19 protein-coding genes and 6 tRNA genes are annotated in these 19426 nt (G+C 58.2%); 5 read left to right on the top strand and 20 right to left on the bottom strand.

Annotated features, from left to right (window positions below):
* The first annotated feature begins 1 nt into the window (after position 1).
* The 3 genes from FAES_RS20630 (at position 2) to FAES_RS20625 (ending at position 1533) form a co-directional block, all read left to right on the top strand.
* Positions 2-86: transfer RNA gene (locus FAES_RS20630), tRNA-Ser, on the top strand.
* Between the two features lie 9 nt (positions 87-95).
* Positions 96-183, top strand: a tRNA-Ser gene (locus FAES_RS30190).
* Between the two features lie 84 nt (positions 184-267).
* A complete protein-coding gene (locus FAES_RS20625) occupies positions 268-1533 on the top strand; it encodes a hypothetical protein (protein ID WP_041258238.1) in 1266 nt (421 codons plus the stop codon).
* A 6-nt stretch (positions 1534-1539) separates the two neighbouring features.
* Here the strand turns inward: FAES_RS20625 and FAES_RS20620 are convergent.
* The 4 genes from FAES_RS20620 to FAES_RS20605 form a co-directional block, all read right to left on the bottom strand.
* Positions 1540-1614: transfer RNA gene (locus FAES_RS20620), tRNA-His, on the bottom strand.
* Between the two features lie 2 nt (positions 1615-1616).
* Positions 1617-1689 (bottom strand) — tRNA-Gln (locus FAES_RS20615).
* A gap of 100 nt (positions 1690-1789) precedes the next feature.
* Positions 1790-1864: transfer RNA gene (locus FAES_RS20610), tRNA-Arg, on the bottom strand.
* An 8-nt stretch (positions 1865-1872) separates the two neighbouring features.
* Positions 1873-1949: transfer RNA gene (locus tag FAES_RS20605), tRNA-Pro, on the bottom strand.
* Positions 1950-2207: 258 nt separating this feature from the next.
* On the opposite strand from FAES_RS20605, the gene FAES_RS20600 reads away from it, so the two are divergent.
* Together FAES_RS20600 and FAES_RS20595 are read left to right on the top strand one after the other, a co-directional pair.
* Positions 2208-2396 carry a hypothetical protein gene (locus tag FAES_RS20600; RefSeq protein ID WP_015333130.1) on the top strand — a complete coding sequence of 63 codons (189 nt, stop codon included), beginning with the start codon at positions 2208-2210 and terminating at the stop codon, positions 2394-2396.
* A 36-nt stretch (positions 2397-2432) separates the two neighbouring features.
* A complete protein-coding gene (locus FAES_RS20595) occupies positions 2433-2711 on the top strand; it encodes a hypothetical protein (RefSeq protein WP_015333129.1) in 279 nt (92 codons plus the stop codon).
* 233 nt (positions 2712-2944) lie between these two features.
* Here the strand turns inward: FAES_RS20595 and FAES_RS20590 are convergent, their stop codons facing one another.
* From FAES_RS20590 to FAES_RS20515, 16 genes are read right to left on the bottom strand one after another with little or no spacing between them, the layout of a single operon-like run.
* On the bottom strand, positions 2945-3616 hold the full coding sequence (locus FAES_RS20590) for a glycoside hydrolase family 19 protein (protein ID WP_015333127.1): 672 nt from the start codon (positions 3614-3616) through the stop codon (positions 2945-2947).
* A gap of 12 nt (positions 3617-3628) precedes the next feature.
* A complete protein-coding gene (locus FAES_RS20585; RefSeq protein WP_015333126.1) occupies positions 3629-4195 on the bottom strand; it encodes a hypothetical protein in 567 nt (188 codons plus the stop codon).
* A gap of 23 nt (positions 4196-4218) precedes the next feature.
* A complete protein-coding gene (locus FAES_RS20580; protein WP_015333125.1) occupies positions 4219-5343 on the bottom strand; it encodes a hypothetical protein in 1125 nt (374 codons plus the stop codon).
* Between the two features lie 21 nt (positions 5344-5364).
* Positions 5365-5964 carry a hypothetical protein gene (locus FAES_RS20575; RefSeq protein ID WP_041258236.1) on the bottom strand — a complete coding sequence of 200 codons (600 nt, stop codon included), beginning with the start codon at positions 5962-5964 and terminating at the stop codon, positions 5365-5367.
* Between the two features lie 46 nt (positions 5965-6010).
* A complete protein-coding gene (locus FAES_RS20570) occupies positions 6011-7840 on the bottom strand; it encodes a phage head spike fiber domain-containing protein (RefSeq protein WP_041258235.1) in 1830 nt (609 codons plus the stop codon).
* Position 7841: 1 nt separating this feature from the next.
* A complete protein-coding gene (locus FAES_RS29225; RefSeq protein ID WP_015333122.1) occupies positions 7842-8972 on the bottom strand; it encodes a hypothetical protein in 1131 nt (376 codons plus the stop codon).
* Between the two features lie 27 nt (positions 8973-8999).
* Entirely contained in the window at positions 9000-9344 is a 345-nt protein-coding gene (locus FAES_RS20560; protein ID WP_041258234.1) for a hypothetical protein, read from the bottom strand.
* Between the two features lie 10 nt (positions 9345-9354).
* Positions 9355-10188, bottom strand: a complete 834-nt coding sequence (locus tag FAES_RS20555; protein WP_015333120.1) for a hypothetical protein — start codon at positions 10186-10188, stop codon at positions 9355-9357.
* A gap of 5 nt (positions 10189-10193) precedes the next feature.
* Positions 10194-10688: a hypothetical protein gene (locus FAES_RS20550; RefSeq protein ID WP_041258233.1), complete on the bottom strand. Its 495-nt coding sequence runs from the start codon at positions 10686-10688 to the stop codon at positions 10194-10196.
* A 5-nt stretch (positions 10689-10693) separates the two neighbouring features.
* Positions 10694-10882, bottom strand: a complete 189-nt coding sequence (locus FAES_RS20545; RefSeq protein WP_015333118.1) for a hypothetical protein — start codon at positions 10880-10882, stop codon at positions 10694-10696.
* A 1-nt stretch (position 10883) separates the two neighbouring features.
* Entirely contained in the window at positions 10884-11927 is a 1044-nt protein-coding gene (locus FAES_RS20540; protein WP_015333117.1) for a patatin-like phospholipase family protein, read from the bottom strand.
* Positions 11927-12451 carry a hypothetical protein gene (locus tag FAES_RS20535; RefSeq protein WP_015333116.1) on the bottom strand — a complete coding sequence of 175 codons (525 nt, stop codon included), beginning with the start codon at positions 12449-12451 and terminating at the stop codon, positions 11927-11929. Before FAES_RS20535 ends, FAES_RS20540 begins: the two co-directional genes overlap by 1 nt.
* Positions 12452-12479: 28 nt before the next feature.
* A complete protein-coding gene (locus tag FAES_RS20530; RefSeq protein ID WP_015333115.1) occupies positions 12480-14306 on the bottom strand; it encodes a hypothetical protein in 1827 nt (608 codons plus the stop codon).
* Between the two features lies 1 nt (position 14307).
* Positions 14308-14916 carry a hypothetical protein gene (locus FAES_RS20525; protein WP_015333114.1) on the bottom strand — a complete coding sequence of 203 codons (609 nt, stop codon included), beginning with the start codon at positions 14914-14916 and terminating at the stop codon, positions 14308-14310.
* Complete coding sequence (locus tag FAES_RS20520; protein WP_015333113.1) at positions 14913-18443, bottom strand: beta-galactosidase; 3531 nt, start codon at positions 18441-18443, stop codon at positions 14913-14915. The genes FAES_RS20525 and FAES_RS20520 overlap by 4 nt, the downstream gene beginning before the upstream one ends.
* Positions 18444-18445: 2 nt before the next feature.
* Entirely contained in the window at positions 18446-19426 is a 981-nt protein-coding gene (locus FAES_RS20515) for a putative Ig domain-containing protein (RefSeq protein WP_015333112.1), read from the bottom strand.

Raw genomic sequence — 19426 nt, 5'->3', positions numbered from 1 at the left:
TAGAGGGGTGTGCCGAATGGTAAGGCGGCAGACTGCTAATCTGTAGTCGGGAAACCGGCTTCGGGGTTCGACTCCCCGTCCCTCTGCCCAGTACTGGAGGTACAATCCGATAGCCGGCGACGGAAGCGGTCTTGAAAACCGCCGAGGATCACACCCTTGCAGGTTCGACCCCTGCTGCCTCCGCTCAATTAATTACGGTGCACATGGGAGCCATTGCTTCGGGTTTTTGATAATTTCCCGATTCAAACCGCTTCCTATCAGACACCAATGAAACTGTTCTTTGAAGAATGGGCTGGACAACAGCGTTTCAGTAACAATGTTTCGTCGTTATTCGGTGAATCGTTCATCTGCTACAAAAATGGAGCTTATAGAGCTGCACTGATGTTCAGTTACCTTGGTTTTTTTACGGTTGTTAAAGAGGTAATTATCAAATCAACAAAGCCTAATCTTCCATATGTACCGCAAAGCCGCTGGGATAAAATAATCAGTGATTTAAGAAAAGATGAACACTGGGAAAGAGCTGTATTTGAAGAATTGGTTAATAGTAGTGCTGCGATATTTAATATTAACGAGGATATACGGCAGCAAGTCAGATACTGGAAAGACAGAAGAAACGATTGTGCTCATTTCAAATCAAATAACATTGATTATTACCATGTAGATGCTCTATGGAGTTTTATTAAAAGCAATATTTATAAAATTACAGTCGAAGGCGGCAAAGAAACATTGTTAGAAAAATTCAGAAGACATTTTGATGAATCAATTACTCCGCCAAACTCAGATATTACACCATTGGTAAAATTAATTGATGAGTCAGTTGTATTGGCGGATATGGAGTCTTTCTGGATTGAGTTGTTCAGCATTTTAGAGGAATATAATAGTTTCCCCAGCTTCAATACAGGTAGCTTTGGATTTGAATATCTGGTTGAAAGTGTAATGAAGAATTGTAATTCAAATACCGGAGAGACAATAATTGATTTTGTTCGTAAAAGCGAACTTGATCTGGAGTTAATTTATAAGTCTCCAGATAAAATAAATTATTTTAATTATACTTCTTCTGAAGTGAGAGAAATATGGCGTAATAGAATTATAGAGAATAAATATATGGGCTTTATTGTCTATGGCGCTTTATTGAGAAATAGATTAATACCTTACAATGAAATAGAGGAGGCCAATAAACACATTTTTTATCATTTTGATGATTACAGGCCAACTGATGAATCGACACATATGGCGCTGTCTGCGAATGGATTCGGTGATGTGATTTTTAAAATTGCTATAGAGCAAGATAAATTAAAAACTTGGTACTCTTTAATACAGCCAAGAGCTGATATGATCGCTTATTATGTAGAAAATTATTCATTGAAACTTGAAACGGTAAAGGCAATTTGTGATATGTATACACGAGAAAAGTATTCTCGCTGGTTGGGTGAGCGGCTAGAAAAGATGTTCAGAAATAATCCGACAAAAAAACAAGAGTTTCATGCAATTGCTTCTGAGAATGGATTTACCATACCTAGTAAGTTGATGTAACTAAAATGGTCAGCCGTCCGGGACTCGAACCCGAATCTTCGCATCCACAATGCGATAATCTAACCGTTGATATAACGACTGCGACCGGGTGGAGGGGCTCGAACCCCCAACCTTCGGAACCAAAATCCGACGCTCTACCGATTGAGCTACACCCGATTGTTGCATTTGTAGATTTACAAATGAAACCGCTAAAAAGGCCCCAGTGAGGCCAAAAAGCCGTTTTTATCATTTGTAAATCTACAAATACCTGTACTATTGGTAGCCTAACAGGGACTCGAACCCCAACCAACTGTTCCGAAGACAGTCATGCTATCCATTACACCATTAAGCCATTTGTACTGGTAGGGTGAGCCGGACTCGAACCGGCGACCTCACGCTCCCAAAGCGCGAATTCTAACCAACTGAACTACCACCCTGAAACAAAAAAAAGCCCCGTCGTGAAACGGGGCTTTTCTGATAATGCCTATAGTTCGCTATAGCCAATAACATCCCAGCCCCGAAATTGCGGGTTGCCGTTGATGTTGCGGGCGTTGTACGAACGTTTTCATGTCCCAAAAGTAGCGTAATTCCGGGAAGTCAAAAAATAATTAGAAAAAAAGAGCAAAATAATTGCTGTATTGTTTGTTCCGTAACGGAACAGTGCGTACCTTTACAGAGTAATACATCAGAAGAACATGACACGGAAACAAATTGACCAGCTTATCAAAACCCACTCAGCGCAGCGGGATTTTGCCAAAGACCAGCTCGACAAATACTACTACGAATTAGAGGCCCAGAACCAAGAAAGTAAATGGCTCAACCGCTACATCAAACACAAACGAATAGTGGAAGACCTCAAAAAAGAAATTCCCGACGACGAATAACCACGGGGGCGCAAGCCCCCTTACCTTCATACAACTATGACTACGAGCGACCAAACCGTGAACCACAACGACACTTACGAGCGCTTCGAGCGCGAATCCGACGCCAGTATTCAATTAGCCCGCGAAGCTGGGCTACCGGTCAGTACCGTGAATCTGGACGAGTGGCTGACCATCAAACGGTACGCTGAACGCTACGGCGTCACGACACACGTGGTAACGAACTGGATTCGGCGCGGTACCATCCCGGCCGACTGCGTCCTGGACCTACCCGAACTGAATGACCTTAGACTGGTGAAAAACCAGGCCTACAAGTAAACTGTGTCAAACACAGTTCTTCTGATAGTTTGAAAACGCTCCTGCCGCTGGTGGGGGCGTTTTTTGTACAAAAAAAGTGTGAATTATACCCCAGCCTTTGGGGTAGCTGTTTGCTGATCATCAGTGGGTTCGTTTCGTTTTGTACAGAGAAAATGGACATTATACCCCCCGTCTAGACACAAAACAGCCTGCCAACAAGCGTCGACAGGCTGTCCGAACGAAACAACAAATAGTTAATTGAGGTGGAGCACGCGCTTACACAGCGCCAGTTTCTCCAGCGTTTCCGTGAACCCGATCTTACCCCCGTTGACGCGGCGGCGGATCAGTAAACACACGTCGTCATCGTCTTCGACCACCCCGACCTTGTCGGTTTCGGCGATCGCCGTCAGGCCCCGGCTGTTCCAGTACCACACCGCGACGCGTGGCCAGATGTCGGGTTGGGCCGCCAGATCGGGTTGCCCCACCAGGTTAAGACCAAGGGCCTTGCCCGCTGCGGCGTAATTGTCTTTCAGCGTGAGCTGAATCCCACCCCGGCCCCGGTAGCGCCAGCCGTCGCCGCTGGCTACGTTGCCGTTACCACTCATGCCCGCGTAGACCAGGTTAGCGATCGCTTCTTGATTGGCCTTGTGGGCGGCGGTGCGGCAGTACAATTGCGCCTGTGCCGGCGTGATCCGAATTCGATTCTGATTAAACGTGGCCAGTGCCGCTTCGGGTTTGTAATTCAGGTTTTCGTACGTCCGCGTCAAATCCCAGCTTTCGTGCAGGACCTGCGCCATAAAATGGGCCGTGGCGGTAGGAGAGAGGATCTTGCCCTCGGCCAGCGCCGCATTGATCGGATCGGCGTAGAGCGCGGCCCGGGAGGCCGAGCCGCACATCTGAGCGAGTTGAGTCTGTGACAGAACCATAACGATAACGGCTTAACGGTAGCGGTATTCGTTCGTATCAAAAGCCCCCTCGGCGACGTACAGACCGAAGCGGTTCATGATCAGTTCTTCCAGACCCATGTGCAGGCCCCCTTTCGATTCCGGCTGCATCAGGAGCCGGAAGAAGTCGAACTCCCGGATGCGATCGGCTTCCGGCGTGGTGTCGGTCACAGCCCGCCCCGTCGTTACGTCCATAAACCGATCGTTACGGACCTCCAGCCGGTAACGGATAATGCCGTTCGAGCCGAAGGCGAACCCCTTTTCGTAGGGGCGTTTGACGACAAGTGTGTCGTAGGTCAGCGCGTTACCCAGCGAGTCCGTCGTGGCCACGCGCGCTTCTTTCTCCAGCGTGTAGTGCAGCACGTCGACCAGCAGCACGGCCCACTTATTGCGGAAGTCGAGCCGCTCGATGTTCATGTCCGAGATCAGCAGGGAACGGCGTACCGTATCCCCATTGATCAGCTGGGGCGGCATCTCGATGTTGTCCAGCGAGGTCGATTGAGCCTGTAGGCTCGGAGCAGTCAGGAGCGCGAAGGCGAAAAGAATCAGATAACGTAGCATAGTGATTGGGGGATGAAAACGGGTTACTGTTTGGTATAAAAAGCGTCGGCATTCGTCGTCGAGTACGGCATGAAACTGAACGTGTTGGCGTTGCCAGCCGTCGTATGCCAGTCCACGTCGGCCCCGCCGGGGAAGCGGAGCGTCGTTGGGAAGGTGATTGTATAGCCGCCGGTACCGCCCTGCTCGGCCCGCAGGTAGACCGACTGCCCCATCGTCATGTTGATGATCGAGAAGCTGGTGACGTTGCCCGTCAGCGTAATGAAGACGTCGCGGTAAAGCGAAGCGTCGATGGTCAGACTACCCGATACGTTGGTGTTATAGTACACCTGCCGGGCCGTGGCTTTCTCGGCCAGCAGATCGCGTACCGTCGTCCCGTCGTTGTAGAAAAAACCGGCATTGGACGCGCCTGCCACGGTGCCGAATACCGCCGACCCCGAGGGTACGTCTGACACGGTGGGCGTGGCCGGGAAGGCGTAAGGCTGATAGATCGCCGAGCCGTTGATCGCCACTTTGTACTTCGTGCTGCCCGCCATGCCGACGCCCATGTTGTTGGCTGAGTTGAACTGCATCAGCTCGGTAGCCGTCGAGGAGTTCACGTTGCCGCTGATGGTCGAGCCTGAGAGCCGAACGAAACGAAGCGGGTTGGTCCCCGAGACCGCCAGCGCCCCCGCCGGATCGCCGAGCTTTTTAATAAGCCCAAAGTTGTCGTTAAACAGCGTCACGCTGCTATTATCGGCTTGGAGCCGAATCCCCAGGCCCCCATTGATATCGAGGCCACCCGTGGGTAGGGTCAACTTGCCGGTATTGTCGAGCAGCAGCCGCTGCGTGAACGTGTTGCTGGCTCCAACATCGGCTGCCGACGACTGCCCAATAACCAACGAGTTGTTTAGCCCGTAGGTTAGCATACCGTTCGAGCCGATCTTCTTCGTAAAGCCGACATCCCGGTTATTGCCCACGCTTAACGAAACGTTCTCAAAAGGCTGGCTAAAACTGCCATTCACGGACTGATCGCCGGTCCAGGCGTTACCACCGGCCAGATTGGCTTTTTGGGTCAGGGCAGCGTTACTGGCCGATCCACCGACTTTAACCTGGGCGTAGGTCAGGGAAGCCAGAAGCAGGCCGCAGACCGAGAGCACAAAACGAGTCATAATAGTAGTGTAGTGTAGTGATTACTGAATCCGGAAGGTGAGCACGCGTAGCGGGGCCGAGGCCGTTCCCACGACGGTGAGGGCGAGCAGCGGGTTGAGCCGGTTGGTCGACGGGTCAGGCTGGGCGCTGAACTGACGCTGATCCCCTGGCTGAAGCGTGTAGCTCAGCCCGCCGTAGGTCAGCGTGGTCGAGGCCGTGCCCATGTTTTCGATCAGGAACCCGACAGCCCCGGTCGTCGCGATTGAACTCGTCGTGGTATAGTCGACCAGCGTCGGTGCGTTGGTGCCGAAGGCATTGGCCCCCGTGGTCTGCAAATGAGCCTCCCAGGCTGTCCGGGCGGCGGTCAGCGTTGCCCCGTAGGCCGTGCCGGCCTGGTTGAGGAACTGGCTGGGCAACAGCCGGTACTCCAGGTTATCGAGTACCGAGCGAATCACGACCTGGTTCGTCGCACTGGAGAAGTCGACGCCCATACCACCCTCGCGCATCCGGCAGTCATCGGTGGTTGTGGCGCAGACAAAGACATGGGAGTTGATCTGATAGACCCGGCGGGCAGCGGGATCTTGGGCGTAGGCGGTGAAGGCCAGCAGACCGAGAGCGATGGCAAAGAGGAAACGACGCATAGTGTTGGTAGTTGACATGAGAAAGTGAAGAAGCTGGGCTAGCGAGCTATTGGCTGACTTTGCGGAAGTAGGGGGTGGGCACTACAGTTGGGTAGTAATAGAGCCGTCGGACGTGGCCGTTTAGGGCGTTGCTTGCCCCGCCGTCGAGGGTGCCGAGTTGGAGGCGGTTCAAGCCGGTCGGATACGTAGCAGGGGTAGCTGTGGTCGGGACACCCCCCCCAACCGACACGGCCATGTAGTTGGTACTACGATAGCTTGTCGAGACTCGCTGAATGGTACTGGCTAGGCCGGTGCCGTTGCTGATGCTCGTTGTGTTGAGAAAAAACGTAAACGGGTACCGGCAGTCAATACGTGGCGTGGCGGTACCCGTATTGATACTGAAAATGCCCTGATTGCTGGTGGTGTTGGCCGCTATGGGCGTCAGAATTTCGGTAACGATGGTACCCTGCTTCGGGTTGAACCAGTTGAGGGTACTGGTTTGAACAAAATCCGCGTTGCGCTGAACACTCGAGCCCGTCGTGGGGATATACGATGATGGAAACGAACCTACCTCGACCTGAGGCGCTCCAAACCGCAACGCGAACGTGTAGACCGTTGTTGGCTGTGCCCCCGTGAAGTAAATCCAAAACCTACACGATGTCGCATTGGCCGGGGCTGCGCCTGTGGTATAGCTGAGCTTGGTCAACCCCGTTGGTACATCGATTTCCGTTGAATTGTTACTGGATAGTTGCGCGTTACCCGAATCAAAAAATTGGGCCTGCACACCACATTTTGCTCCGATACCCATTGCCCCACCTGCCAGCCTGACATAGACACTAAATGTTAGCCGCTGACCCACTGTGCACGGATAATTTGCGCCGTTGGGATTGACAAGTAGATAATTACCTGTGGTCGTGGTCCCAGAAAGCCCGATATCGACGCAGGTAATTCCTAGTTCAGAAACGACTGCCACCCGGCTCCGTACGGTGCTACTTCCGTAAGCCTGATCTATAGCCCAGTTTGTCGGCAGCGTACCCGGTGTTCCTGTGACCGCCCCGACCATTTCTGAATTGCGAACAAAATTGGTGCGGCTGTCTTCAATGAGCAGCCCCTTCAACGTGGCGAGAGTTGTTGTGGTAACGGGAAGGGTGGTTGTCTTTGTGTAGGGACCGACCACTGTGCCCGTTTCGAGCTGTGCGCCCGTTAACAGGATGCCTGAAACCCCGTCCCCGGTGTAGCTGGTAGCCGTGCTGCTGTTGGCCAGATTCGCCGCCACCGAACTGTGGTTTTGGGCGTTTTTCTTCGTGATTGAGCAGCGATACCATCCGTCGCCCAGATTGACGATCGCCGCTGTTACGTTGCCTTCGACATTTACGGCTGTTCCACTCGCCAGGTCGAACCAGGTTGATCCGCCGGAATACCCACCAAAGTAGAGCCACAGGAAATTCCGGCCCGCCGCTTTCGCATAAATCGAAAAGGTACAAATGGCCGTGCTGACATTAGAGCCGGTCAAAGTATGCCCGCTTGTCGCGGTTGTTTCCGTTAGCAGCGTCACGCTGGCAGCAATTGGCGCCGTAACCGCGGTTTGTGACACCGTTGAACCCGTCCGCGACCAAATGCCACCACTATAGTCTTCGGACGGGGCGATGAGATTCATATTCTGGTACGTAGTCGGGTCGTAGTCGAACCGGGGTGCGTTGGCGGCTACGGTCTCAAGTTGGCCCAGAGCGTTGAACCGGGTAGCTGTGCCAGCCCGGGTGCAGGTAAACGACGAGGGTAGGGTCCCTTTGGTCAGGTCCAGAACGAACGACGGGGTGAACTGGCCCTGCTGCGGGAGCCGGGGTAGCTGAGCCACGGCCAGCAGAGGCAGGAGAAGAAAGAGAAGGAGCTTTTTCATGTTATTGCTTCGTGTACCAGCCATCGGCACCCGCCGACGAATAGCAGTTCAGTGAGAAAGTGTTGACAGTGCCGGGCGTGGTGTTCCAATCGATGGCGGCGGCACCGGGGAAAGTCACCGATCCCGGAAACGCCAGCGTGAACGACCCCACCCCACCCTGCACGACGCGCAGGTAGATGTTTTTGCCCGCAACCATGTTGGTCAGCGACAGCGTTGCATTACCCGTCAGCGTGAGGTAATGGGTCTGGTTATCGCGCAGGCTGCAATCGATCGTGTACGTACCGCTCACGGCCGACGCCGATACGACGTAGTTCTGCGCCTGGGTCGTGGCCACGCCCGCACTGGCGGCGGCATTGGTCGCGGACGTACCCGCACTGGTTGCGCTGGTACCGGCATTCGCGGCGTAGCCCTGCGCCTGTGTAGCGGCCGTCGTTGCGGTCGTTGCCGCGGTCGAGGCCTGCCCCGCCGACACACTGGCGCTGGTCGCGGCCGTCTGGGCGTTACCTGCCGAGGTCTGGGCACTACTAGCCGATGCGGCTGCGGCGGTCTGGGAGTTCTGCGCCGTGGTGGCGGCTCCCTGCGCCGTTGCGCGGGCCTGCTGGGCGTCCGTCGCACTTTGCTGGGCCGACACCGCCGCCCCCTGGGCAATCGACGACGAGCCCTGCACCGCTACCCGAAGGCTGTCGCGGATCTGGTTGATATCAGCCCGGGTAATCGTGGCCACGTTGATCGACAACGGACTGCCAGGCACGAGCGGTACCTGACCGTACCGTAAGCGGATGTACCCCGCCTGAATCGCGGTCCCACCCGCCCGAACAATGAGGTACAGTTGGGGGCGCTCCTGCGCTATTTGTCGGGTCTGCTCTCCCGTCCAGTTGACGTAGAAGCGCCCGCCCTGAAGCAGTACGGCCGGTTGCAGCTCGGCCGACAGAGCATCGCTGCCGGCATCGGTGTAGGCCGTTGCTGACAGCGCCACCGGCTGCCCGGTAAAGGCCACCAGTCCCGACACCGAAGCGGGTGACGACGGGAACAGCTCGATTGGCTTAGCGCTCAGATCATAGGGCAGGGTGCTTTGTCCCAGTACCCAGAGCGGGGCCAGTGCGATCCAGCAGAAAAGAAAGAAACGAGTCATGGTTGGTCGTGAATGGGGATGTGATGATTAGTGCGCCGCCCAGTTGATCAGGGCAATGACGCCCAGCACGGCTAAGCCGGTTTTGGCGTAGCCCAGCTGCCGACCCAGCCAGGTTTTAGGCTGGAGCTTTTGGAGTTCTTTGTCCTTTTCGGCGGCGACCTGCTCGGCGGCATCGGCCCGTTTCGTTTCCGAAGCGAGTTGCCGCTCCGTCGCGGTGCAAACTGTATCGGTGCGGGCCTGCAGGGAGTCTTTCCGGAGCAGCCGCCCGGTATCGATGCCGACCACGCGCTTGAGCGTGGCCGAAATCGCGCGCTCGTTGCGGTACAGCGTTTCGTACTTCTGAAGCGTATCGAGCACCAGGCTGAGCTGCACCGGAGCCGGGCTAATGTAGAACGGTAAGGTCGGCCGCCTCGGCACCTGACTGGAAACCGGGGTCTGCGCGTAGCAGGTAGACGTGAGCAGAATCAGCAGCAGCACGCTTACCGAATATTTTCTGCCAGATCGAGCGGGAGTCTTTAGGCTTTTCATGGGAAGGAACGGGTTGAACTTTCTCCGGGGTGGGCACCGGTTTGGCGGTTTGCAGAGCCCGGCGCGTTAGCACGGTATTCTGTTGCGTCTTGGCTTCGACCCGTTGCTGGGTCTTTAGAATCTGGCCCTGATTCTGCAATAGGGTCTGGCCGACCTGCGCCATGGAATCGACCTGCCGCAGCAGGCTATCCCGGAACGACTGGTCGTGCTGGTCGCGGCGGCGCACCTCGGCGGCGTACTGCTGGCGGGCTCGGGTCGACGCCTCGACGGCGGCCTGGGTGATTTGCTGCTGACGTACCCGCTGATCGGCGTAGGCCTTGACGTAGTTATAGAGCAGCAGGGCCGCAATGGCCATACCCACCCCCCACGTAATACGCATCGAGTAGCGGTCGAAGAAGTCGGGCTCCGTCGTTTCGGCGGGCGTCGTTTTCTGCCGGTGCAGCACCTTATATATAGAGGCGATGAAAACGGCGCTCAGCGACCAGTATTGCGCGATGTCGGTGATGTAGAACCAGTCGGCATTCGTGCTGCGCGCTACCAGATTGGTCACCATCGCGACAGCCGCACCCAGCGTTAGCTGAGGCAGGGGAAACGGCGCGGTGCGCAGAATGAAATAGAGGCGGACCAGGGCCACGGCGCCCACGGCCTGCCCGAAGATGATAAGCGGGTGATCAACGGAATGAATCATGGCGTTTAGTGAAAAATGGTTTTGAAAAGATCCAGTAACGGGGTTTTAATGCGGGTCCAGAACGAGGTGACCTGCTCGATGCGCTTCAGCCCCTCGTCGAAGGCCTCGCCCGGGTGCTGCTCGGTGTATTCCACCGACCGGCGGCCAATGGGCTGTGCCAGCCGAATCACCCAGCCCGCGATCTGAATCAGCACGTCGCCGATTAGCGCGATAATGCCCCAGGTGGCCTCGACGCTGCGGGCAGCTCCGAACAGGTGACTACGGTACGCGTCGTTGCCGAATAGGCAAGCCAGCAGCACCCCCACCAGCCAGCCGCCGACGCTCTGCCGCACCGGCATGCGCGGCCAGGCAAAGCGGATGATCAGCGCGCCGACGCCCGCCGCCAGCAGACTGTACGCATTGGTTTCGACCGTCTGGCTCAGGGACGCGAGCATTCGGTCAAAGACGCCGACCGCTACCATGATGACGAGGTAGCTCTGTCGCGAAAACGTATAATTCATAGGGATCATAGGGGTTCGGCACGTTCGACAATATTCTTTCCGGCCGCATATAGCAGGGCGACACCGATGGCCAGCCAGGATTCATGTTGGCCAATGGTATAGCCCGTCAGCGTCAGCAGCACGGCGTTGACCACTTCGATGGCACCGATCCAGGCGCTGGGCATGCGGAAGCGTTTGGGCGGGGTTTGTTCCATGTCAGATCGTGGTTAGGGCGATGGTGGCCGCTTCGACACCGCACTGGTGGCGGTAGGTCAGCAGCGCCGGTGAGGCGTCGAGCGTGTTGCCCAGGCTATAGCCGGGTTCGATCAGCACGTGCTCGAAGTGCCGGTAGGGCCTTCCGGTGGCGTGACGAAGTGTCACGCCGCCCCGTTCGGCCTGATCAACCAGCCGGTTGATGGTCAGGAACTGGTCGAGGTCGTTACTGAACACCTCGGTCATCAGGATGTCGAGGCTGCGCGTCGCGGTATGCAACAAGGACCACCGGTCGGGCTCTTCCTTACCCAGCTGGTTGTTATCACAGGTTACGACCCAGATGCGCCAGGCCTCCGAGTCGTCCTGCGCATTGATGTAGGCAATGGCATCTGACAGCGGAGTAATGTTGCGCAGGCCCCCGTCGACCAGGTCGTAGAGCTTGCCCGTCGTCGTGTAGGTATCCGTCGAGGGCCAAACTAGGGGCATCGACGCCGAGGCTTTCACGAACCGGGCGAAGTCGAACGCTGAGGCGAAGTCGGCCCGCGACCGGCAGTAGTACGTACCGTCGTGCAGCGACACGGCTCCGCACTGAAACGGAATCGTCAGGGCATGGCGCTGAAGCAGCTCATCGAGCAGCGTTAGCAGCGGCGTGTTGTCGGCCAGCGCTTCGATGTTGTTAGCCCGCGTCTCGATATCGCCCAGCAGCTTCGCCCGACCTTTGGCCGACAGGAGCTGCCAGATCGTTTTCGGCGTCAGGCGCGGGGCCAGCTCCTGCCACAACACGTCGAGCGAGAAACGGGGTACGCCGCCAACGCTCGGCAGCAGATCGGACGTATAGATCACGCCCGGGCCATCGGTGGCCACGCGCTGCCACAACGCCTCCAGTTCGGGTTGGGCGTCCATGGCAACGAGCAGGCCCTGCAGGGCGCCGGTACTGATGCCGGTGACGTAATCCCATTGGATGCCGGCCGTGGCGAGCCGCGCCAACGCGCCGACCTGAAAGGCCCCTTTGAAGCCGCCACCGGATAAAACGAGTGCGTTTTTCATTAGCGGTAGCGGTATTCGTTGGTGTCGAACGCGCCTTCGCTAACGTAGAGCAGTAAACGCGACATAATCAGTTGCTCCAATCCCATACTCAGCCCTCCCTCGGCCTGGGGCTGCATCAGAAGCCGGAAGAAATCGAACTCCTTGATCCGGTCCGCCTCGGCGGTTGAGTCGGTCGCCGCCCGGCCCGTAGCCACGTCCATGTAGCGGTCGTTACGCACCTCCAGCCGGTAGCGAATCCGGCCCCCGGACCCGTAGGCGAAGGCCTTTTCGTAGGTGATTGTCGTGTCGGTGCCGGCGGCGGTCTTCGTCTTCAGGTAGTGATAGACATCGAGGGCCAGTACGGCCCGTTTGCCGGTAAAGTCGATCTGCTCGACGTACATATTTTCGGCTTCGAGGCGACGGTACACCGTATCGGTATCGTAGTACTTGACCGGCATTTCCATATTCGTTAGCCGGGTGGGGATCGTCTGCGCCAGCACGGGCGTAGTCAGCAGCAGGGAAGCGATCAGCAGAAACGTTTTCATAGCGAAGTGATTAAAAAGAGGAAGGAGGTTAGAACGTGGTCAGCGCGGATCGCTTCCAGCCCGCCGACGTCTTGACGTAGATATAGGCCGTGTCCCAGGCGATATCGCCGACGTTGCCGTTGGTATCGCTCGTGCTGGTAGGGGTGTAGCTCTTTTCGAGGCGGAGCTGGTTGTAGCCGGTGGTGTGGTTGAGGTGCAGGCGGGCCGTCGGTACGGAGGTATTGATACCGACAGACCCGTTTAAGTCGATCCGTAGGCGTTCCGGGAACGTACCCCCATTCCAGCCCTCGATGACAAAGGCGTCGGTTTCGGCAGGCTGACCAAAGCGCCAAACCGAAATGCCGGATTGGTGAATTTGTAACTTGGCCCCCAGCCGCCCGGAGGCGTTGAAACTGTTGTTGAATTCGGCCAGCACGCCGCCCGCCGGGTTGGATGCGGCGAGATGAAACGGATAGTTAGGGGCCGTGATGCCGACGCCCAACTTGCCCGTTCCCGTCAGTCGCATCAATTCATTGCTGGCCGTTGTGCCACTCCCCGCAAACCAGACGTGGTTCGAGGAGGTCGCGTCGACCTGGTAGCGCAGCATAGCGGCGTTGACGCCGAAGCCGTAGAACTGGTGGTCGCTGCCGCCGTCGTAGAGTACGACCTTTCGGTTGCCGGTCACCATCTGGGGGAACTGAAGCTCGCCGTTGACCTTCACGTTGCCGGTTGCATACACGTTGCCGACGACGTGCAGCTTGTCGGTCGGGGTGGTCGTGCCGATCCCGACGTTGCCCGCTGTATTGATCGTCATCAGATCCGTGACCGTCGTCGTCGAGATGCCATCGCTCAGCGTCGGTGCGTTGAGCCGGACGAACCGCATATCGGAATCACTACTGACGCCGAAGGCCCCGGCCTGTCCTCCCTTTTTGACCAGCCCGACCTTGTCGTCCTTGAGCGTAATGACCGAGTTGTCGCTGTACTGCCGCAGGTGGTTGTTCAAATCCAGTCGCCCCTGAAACGTGGCGAGGCCTTCCGATCGGAACGTCCCGTTGACGTGCAGCAGGGCCGACGGGTTGCTGGTCCCGACGCCCATAAAATTGGTGCTGGGCTGAATGCGCAGTAGCTCGGTTGCGGTCGCGGTACCAACGTTACCTGAAAAGGTATTGGTCGATAGCCGCACGAACCGTAGCGCCTGATCATTGCTAACGGCCAGCACCGCACTGGGATCGCCCGCCTTTTTGATCAGCCCCATATTGTCGTTCAGCAGCGTAATCGCCGTGTTGTCGGCGGTGACCCCCTTAAGGCTGCCGTTAAAATCGATACCACCGGTGGGTAAGGTCAGCTTGCCATCCGAACCCAGCAGGAGCCGATTCGTAAACGTGTTACTGGCATCGATCGTCGAGCCTGACGACTGCCCAATGATGAGGTTCGTCGTGCTGCCATAGGTCAGCATGCCGCTGATACCGATCTTTTTGGTAAAGCCGATGTCCCGGTTGTTGCCGATGCTGTGAGCTACGTTCTCAAAAGGCTGGCTGATATTGCCGTTCACGGACTGATCGCCCGTCCAGGCGTTACCGCCAGCCAGGTTCGCTTTTTGGGCCAACGTGTTGTTAGTCGCCGATGTGAAGTTGCCGTAGCTGGTCGTCAGCGCGGTCAGGCGCTGGTTGAGCGAGGCCGTAGCTGAACTCGCGTCGGTAATCAGCGTCAGGATGGGTTGCAACGGGGTCGCGTCGCGCCAGACCTTATCTTTGGTCATGACCCGAAGCTGCCCGTTTTCGTACCGGGTCGTCAGGATGTCCTGCACCTGCGCTGTAGCGACAGGACCCAGCAGGCTCAGCGTCAGAAAGGCAATGTAGGCGAGTGCGTTTTTCATATCAGGTACGAGGAACAAGGGCGTTGGCGGGTAGGTAAATGATGCCGGCCGGCGTATTCAGCGCGGGCTGGCCCCCAATGGTGATGTACTGCGTCAGGCCGTATTTAGGCGGCTTGGCCAGCGCGGCGGCTTCCGTGGTAAAGTCGGCCCCACCCTGCGGCATGTAGATGTCCAGGGCTTCGTACTGGGCCGTCTGCGTGTCGTAGTTGAAGATGATCTCGGCCGGCTCCGGCGGCAGTCCCTGTTCGTACTCCGGCGGCGTGGTGATCCACTTGAAGAGGCCCCACAACCGCGGCTCACGTTTTCCCTGCCCGTCGACCTGAAAGAGCATGTAGGCGTAACTGCTGTCACTCAGCGTAGCCCGTAGCTCGCGCGGCTCCCATTCGAGCAGCCCGGCGGCGGCGCCATCGGGTCGCTTGATGTTGGCGTTGGTGGTTTGGGCCAGCCGCGTCGAGCTGATCTGCGCCATCCAGTCGATTTCGTAGAGGTGCCCGGTTAAATTGAGCGGTTGCGAATCGACCAGCTGTCGGAACCGGACCGGCGTCGTGTCGTCGGCCAACAATCGATCGACGTCGGCGCGCGGAATATTGGGGCGTGAAGTCAGGATCATAAATCGTTGGTCAGCACGAGCCGCACCCGCTTGGTGCCGTTCGCCGTTAGTTTGTTGTAGTCATTCTGCAGGGAGCTGTTACCGTTCCACCACTCCCAGCCGTAGTTGCCCAGCAACCCGCTCGTGGTGAGGTTCATCGTATCCTGGTAGTCGAAGCGAGGGCTGCCGGAGATGTAGCCGGTGTCGCGCAGGTTCGCGTAAATCGCCGCGATCCGCTGCAACGTCTGGGCGGCCAGGTTCGCATCTTCGCCACTTCCCGGCTTCTGCGGCCCGGCCAGCACCACCATCGAAGCACCCGCGTCGAGCGCGCCCTTGTAGTGGTTTAAGTTCTGCTCCAGGGTGTAATCCGTGTTCGTACCCTGGTCTTTCCAGCAGAATACCTCGTCTGCTCCCCACTTGCCACCCATCTGGTTGATTGCCTGAATGAGCGCCAGTGGATAAAAGGGCGTCGAGTTCTGCTTCCGGCCGTCGAGGAAATCGGTGAGGGCGGGCAACAACCAGCTCCCACGACCCGAGCAGTTCCGGTCGTACATGCTTCCGTTCTCGCTGAACACCTGAATGTTGGGCGACACGGCGCGAATCGTCGCGGCCATCGTCTGGTTGAAGGCAGCGAGCGATTTGCTCCGGGACACGTAGAAGTCGCGGGTGTAGGTCGAGTTGTGCACCCACTGCCCCCGCGTATCGCCGCCATCGCCACGCGGCACAATCGGCAGCTGCACGGCCCCCCATGATCCGAACGACGTTCCCCAGGCCGCGTTGGCCGCAGCGACGGTGCCATATTTGGCCGTCATGCGGCCGATAAACGCCTGGCGAGCGTATTCCGAATAGTCGAAAAGCTGGTCGGTCACAGCGTCGCCGTCCGCGGGCTGGGCCCCTGACTGGTACTCACCTTCGTAGTAGCCGTTACCGACCACGCTCACGGCCAGGATACGATTCGCCTTACCGCTGTCACGGATGTGAGTCAGCAGGGCCGTAATAAACTGGCCCGCGCGGTTGACCGCACTGGATGAATCGTACGAGAACGCCACCTCGCCGTTCCAGCGGCTCACCAACCCGCGCTCGTCGCGCATCCGGTCGGCAGTGGTGAAGAACTGATCCCAGTTCTTGGCGGGCTCGTTGTTGCGTTCGCCCCGGGTCACCACCAATCGGATCGCCAGCTTGAGGTTTTTGGTCGACGCCAGATTCAGGGCCGCGTCAACCGCACCCCAGTCGTAATTACCCGGCGTCGGTTCGCAGTTGGTCCAGTGAAACGAGGGCGCAAACAGGTTGGCCCCGTTGTCGGCGGCTGTTTCTACGATTTGCCGGTCGATCGACGAAATCGAGTTGCCGTACAGGAAAATCTGTGGCCCGACCCAGCGCGTCGCGCGCAGCGCCTGAGCGTAGCTTACGAAGGGGTCGGTACCCGGCGGTGGCGGCGGCGTCGTCGATTTTGGGTTGCTGTCGGCGAAGCACTGCGCCTGCTGAGTTGTGAACTGCCCCGTGCTGACGAGCCAGGCCCGGTTTTTATACCCGGTACCATCGGCGGCGGCAGCGGCGTACAGCGTACCGTCGTCTGTGCGCCATGCCTTGATGGTTTCGCCGTACCACAGCGCAAGGGTCTGCCCGGATGTGTAGAGCGCGCAGATATCGGTCGGCGGCGTGGTCGTCGTATCTTCGCTGATGTAGGCCGGTGGCGTCGGGTTCGCGCCGGTGAAGGCCACGTTATAGTGCCCCGTCCACGTGATCGTGCGGAAACCGCTCGGACTACCGACCGGCAGGGTCTGAAACTGGAACCGAAAATCTTGGGCCCGCGCCGACTCGAAACCGGCAGGTAACTGCCAGCCTTCGAAGCACACGTTGCGGTCCTTGAATTTAAGTTTGTAGCTGGCTGATTTCGTGCCATTCGGCAACTCGATCCACACCGCCATGTCCCGCTCGTGGGTAGCGTCGTTTACGTTCTGGCAGGGCCACACCCACAGCGCCCAGACTTCCAGCCCGCCCGTTTTCTTGAACATGGTCACGATGGGCTTTTCCCATTCGTACTCCCCGCTGACGCCGTTCTCCTTGACAATCGGCTTCATCGGCAGGATGAAATCGATCTGGCCCGCGTCCCAGTACTGCCGAAACAGGACTTGGCTCCGTACCTGGTAGATGCCGGCCAACGTGGTCTCGATGCCGCCCATTTTGAGGGGCGCTTTTGTGACCTGGGCACCGCCCTCGTTGGCCACGAAGATTCGACTCGGCGTAAACCCGGCGTAGCCTTTGTCGTCCCAGATCACGTTGGCATGGTAGAAAATGCTGCGGATCGCGGCGGCGTACCGGTGTGATCGTGGGTTGACGATCCGCCGATTCGATTCGGGCTCACCGATATTCTCCATCTGGCCAGTGGCGTTGTTATACATCAGCCCCGCCTCGGTATCGGTAGGCCGAAACCAGCTACACCCCCGCATGTAGGCCATCGCCGGGTTGATGTCGCTCGTGCCCTGTGGGTAGGGGCGCTGCGCCGACGGTGTATCCGAGCCGTCGTAGTTTTTCTGCGCGTCAGTTCGATTACAGATAAATGACCAGTCGGCGATCGCCTTATAGGCTTCGACGTACCACTCCCGGATCCAGTTGCGAGGTTCCTCCGTGTAAATCCGAGCCGTTACCCCGTAGTTGGTGACGGTTTCGTTCGGGTAGTTCGCCCGACGCCACAGCGCCCGCCCCGCACCGTCAGCTTTGATCGAGCCATCGGCATTGAGCTGGAATACGGTACCATCGTCATGGGTCGACCGCCAGTACTTGTCACGGCCAACGTAAGAGACATGCCCCGCTGCGCGCATGGCCTGCACCATCTCGTTGGCGTTGGGGTCGAAGAGCCCGTTTGCCCCCTGCCAGTCCGCGCCGGGTCGCCGGAAGGGGTAATCGTTGTTGCCCGATCCGTTCGCTTCGTAGCTGACAAAATCCGAGCAGATCGTGGCGATGCCGTACGTCAGGTGGGGCGTGCTGTGCCCCCGCGCATTACGCTCCAGCAGCCAGCCGGTGGTCCAGCCGCGTTTGATCTCGCTCTGCGCCTGCGCCGATGTGTTGCTGAATACCTCGATATCGGACGCGCCGATGCCGACGCCGCCATTGAAACGGGTGGCATAGCTGTAGCGACCCAACGCTTTCCACAATTCGTAGAAGCCGTCGAGTACCTGCCGGTTATAGTTCTGCCCATACGTGGTCAGCGCATTGTATTCGGCGCTGCCCACGGCGTAGTTATTGCGGAACGCCATCGCGTCCTCGGCGATCTGGGCGTCGGATTGCATGTACCAGCGGCGCTGCACAGGCAGGCTCAGCGCCGCCATCAGGTTGCCTTCGCCGTGGGTGATCCCGGCGTTGGTGAAGTATTTCTGCGCTTCCACACCCGCCGGGAACGGCAGGCCCGTCGAGACCAGCACGGGCCAGGCCGGGTCGCCCTCGGGTCCGATCGGAAACCGACGCAGGTTGACTACGTTGGCGGCTTTCTGCTCAGGAAAGGCGAAGAAATTCCCGAGCGGACGCGGATAGAGTCGTAAGTTGGACATAGCTATGGGTTGACGGGTACGGGGGTGTTTTCAATGGCATTGCCGAGGTAGTCGGCCACTTCGGTCATCGGCGTATCGGGCGTGCCCGGCGTCCACCCTGGGTTGGTGTTCGTCTGGCTCAGCACGGTGATCACGAACTGGTCGGTGATCGAGGCGTTCTGGTTGTCGGTACCGGTGGCGGTGACGATGTAGGTGCCGACCTGCGTGGGCGTGCCGGTGATCGTGCGGCTGCTGGGGCTGTAGCTCAGGCCCGGCGGCAGCGCCGACAGCGTGACCGAGGCGATCGAGCCATCCGGATCGACGAACTGATTCGTCGGCAGCGTCGTCGAGAAGGCGATGCCCAGGTAAGCCGACACGTCCGAAGCCGGGGAAGCCACGGTCGGGGCCTGGTTGCCACTCGTACCGCTATCGGGTAGCGCGATGTTGGGGCCCGTATCGGTAATGATCTGCTCGGTGGCATACTGCACCACGCCACTGGCGTCCAACCACTCGATGCGGTAGGTCTGGCTGGGTACGTTGAGGTGCAGCGAGGCGTAGTGGCAGCGCAGCGTATCGTCGATGAGGTTGGTGCGCGTATAGCCCGCTGCATCGTAGACCAACGGAGCCGTTAGGCCACGCAGCACGTCGGGCAGGGGCTGAGCACCCGCGCCGATGGCGACTAGTCGCGTTTTCCAGCCAGTCAGCCCCGCAGCCGCCTCCCAGTAAAGTGACACCGACCCAAGCACGCCCGGACTGGCCGGGTTGCGGCCCAGAAACCGGGTCGGTTTGGCGGCGGGCGGGGCGACGAGCTTCCAGTACATATTGGCCCGTGCGGCGCGGCGGGGGCTCTCCAGCTTGGAGTCGCGCGCCTGATCGGACGCAAATGCCGCCTCGGCCTGCGCTTGGGTAAGCGCGGCGTCAACGGGATAATCGAACGGTACCCCCTTCGGAAAGCGGGCGTTTTTATCGTTGCGGTTGGCGACCTGGAGTAGGCGAGTAGGCAT

Source organism: Fibrella aestuarina BUZ 2, assembly GCF_000331105.1.
GTDB lineage: Bacteria > Bacteroidota > Bacteroidia > Cytophagales > Spirosomataceae > Fibrella > Fibrella aestuarina.
Note: the sequence above shows the minus strand (reverse complement) of the source record. Positions and strands in the feature narration are given on the sequence as shown.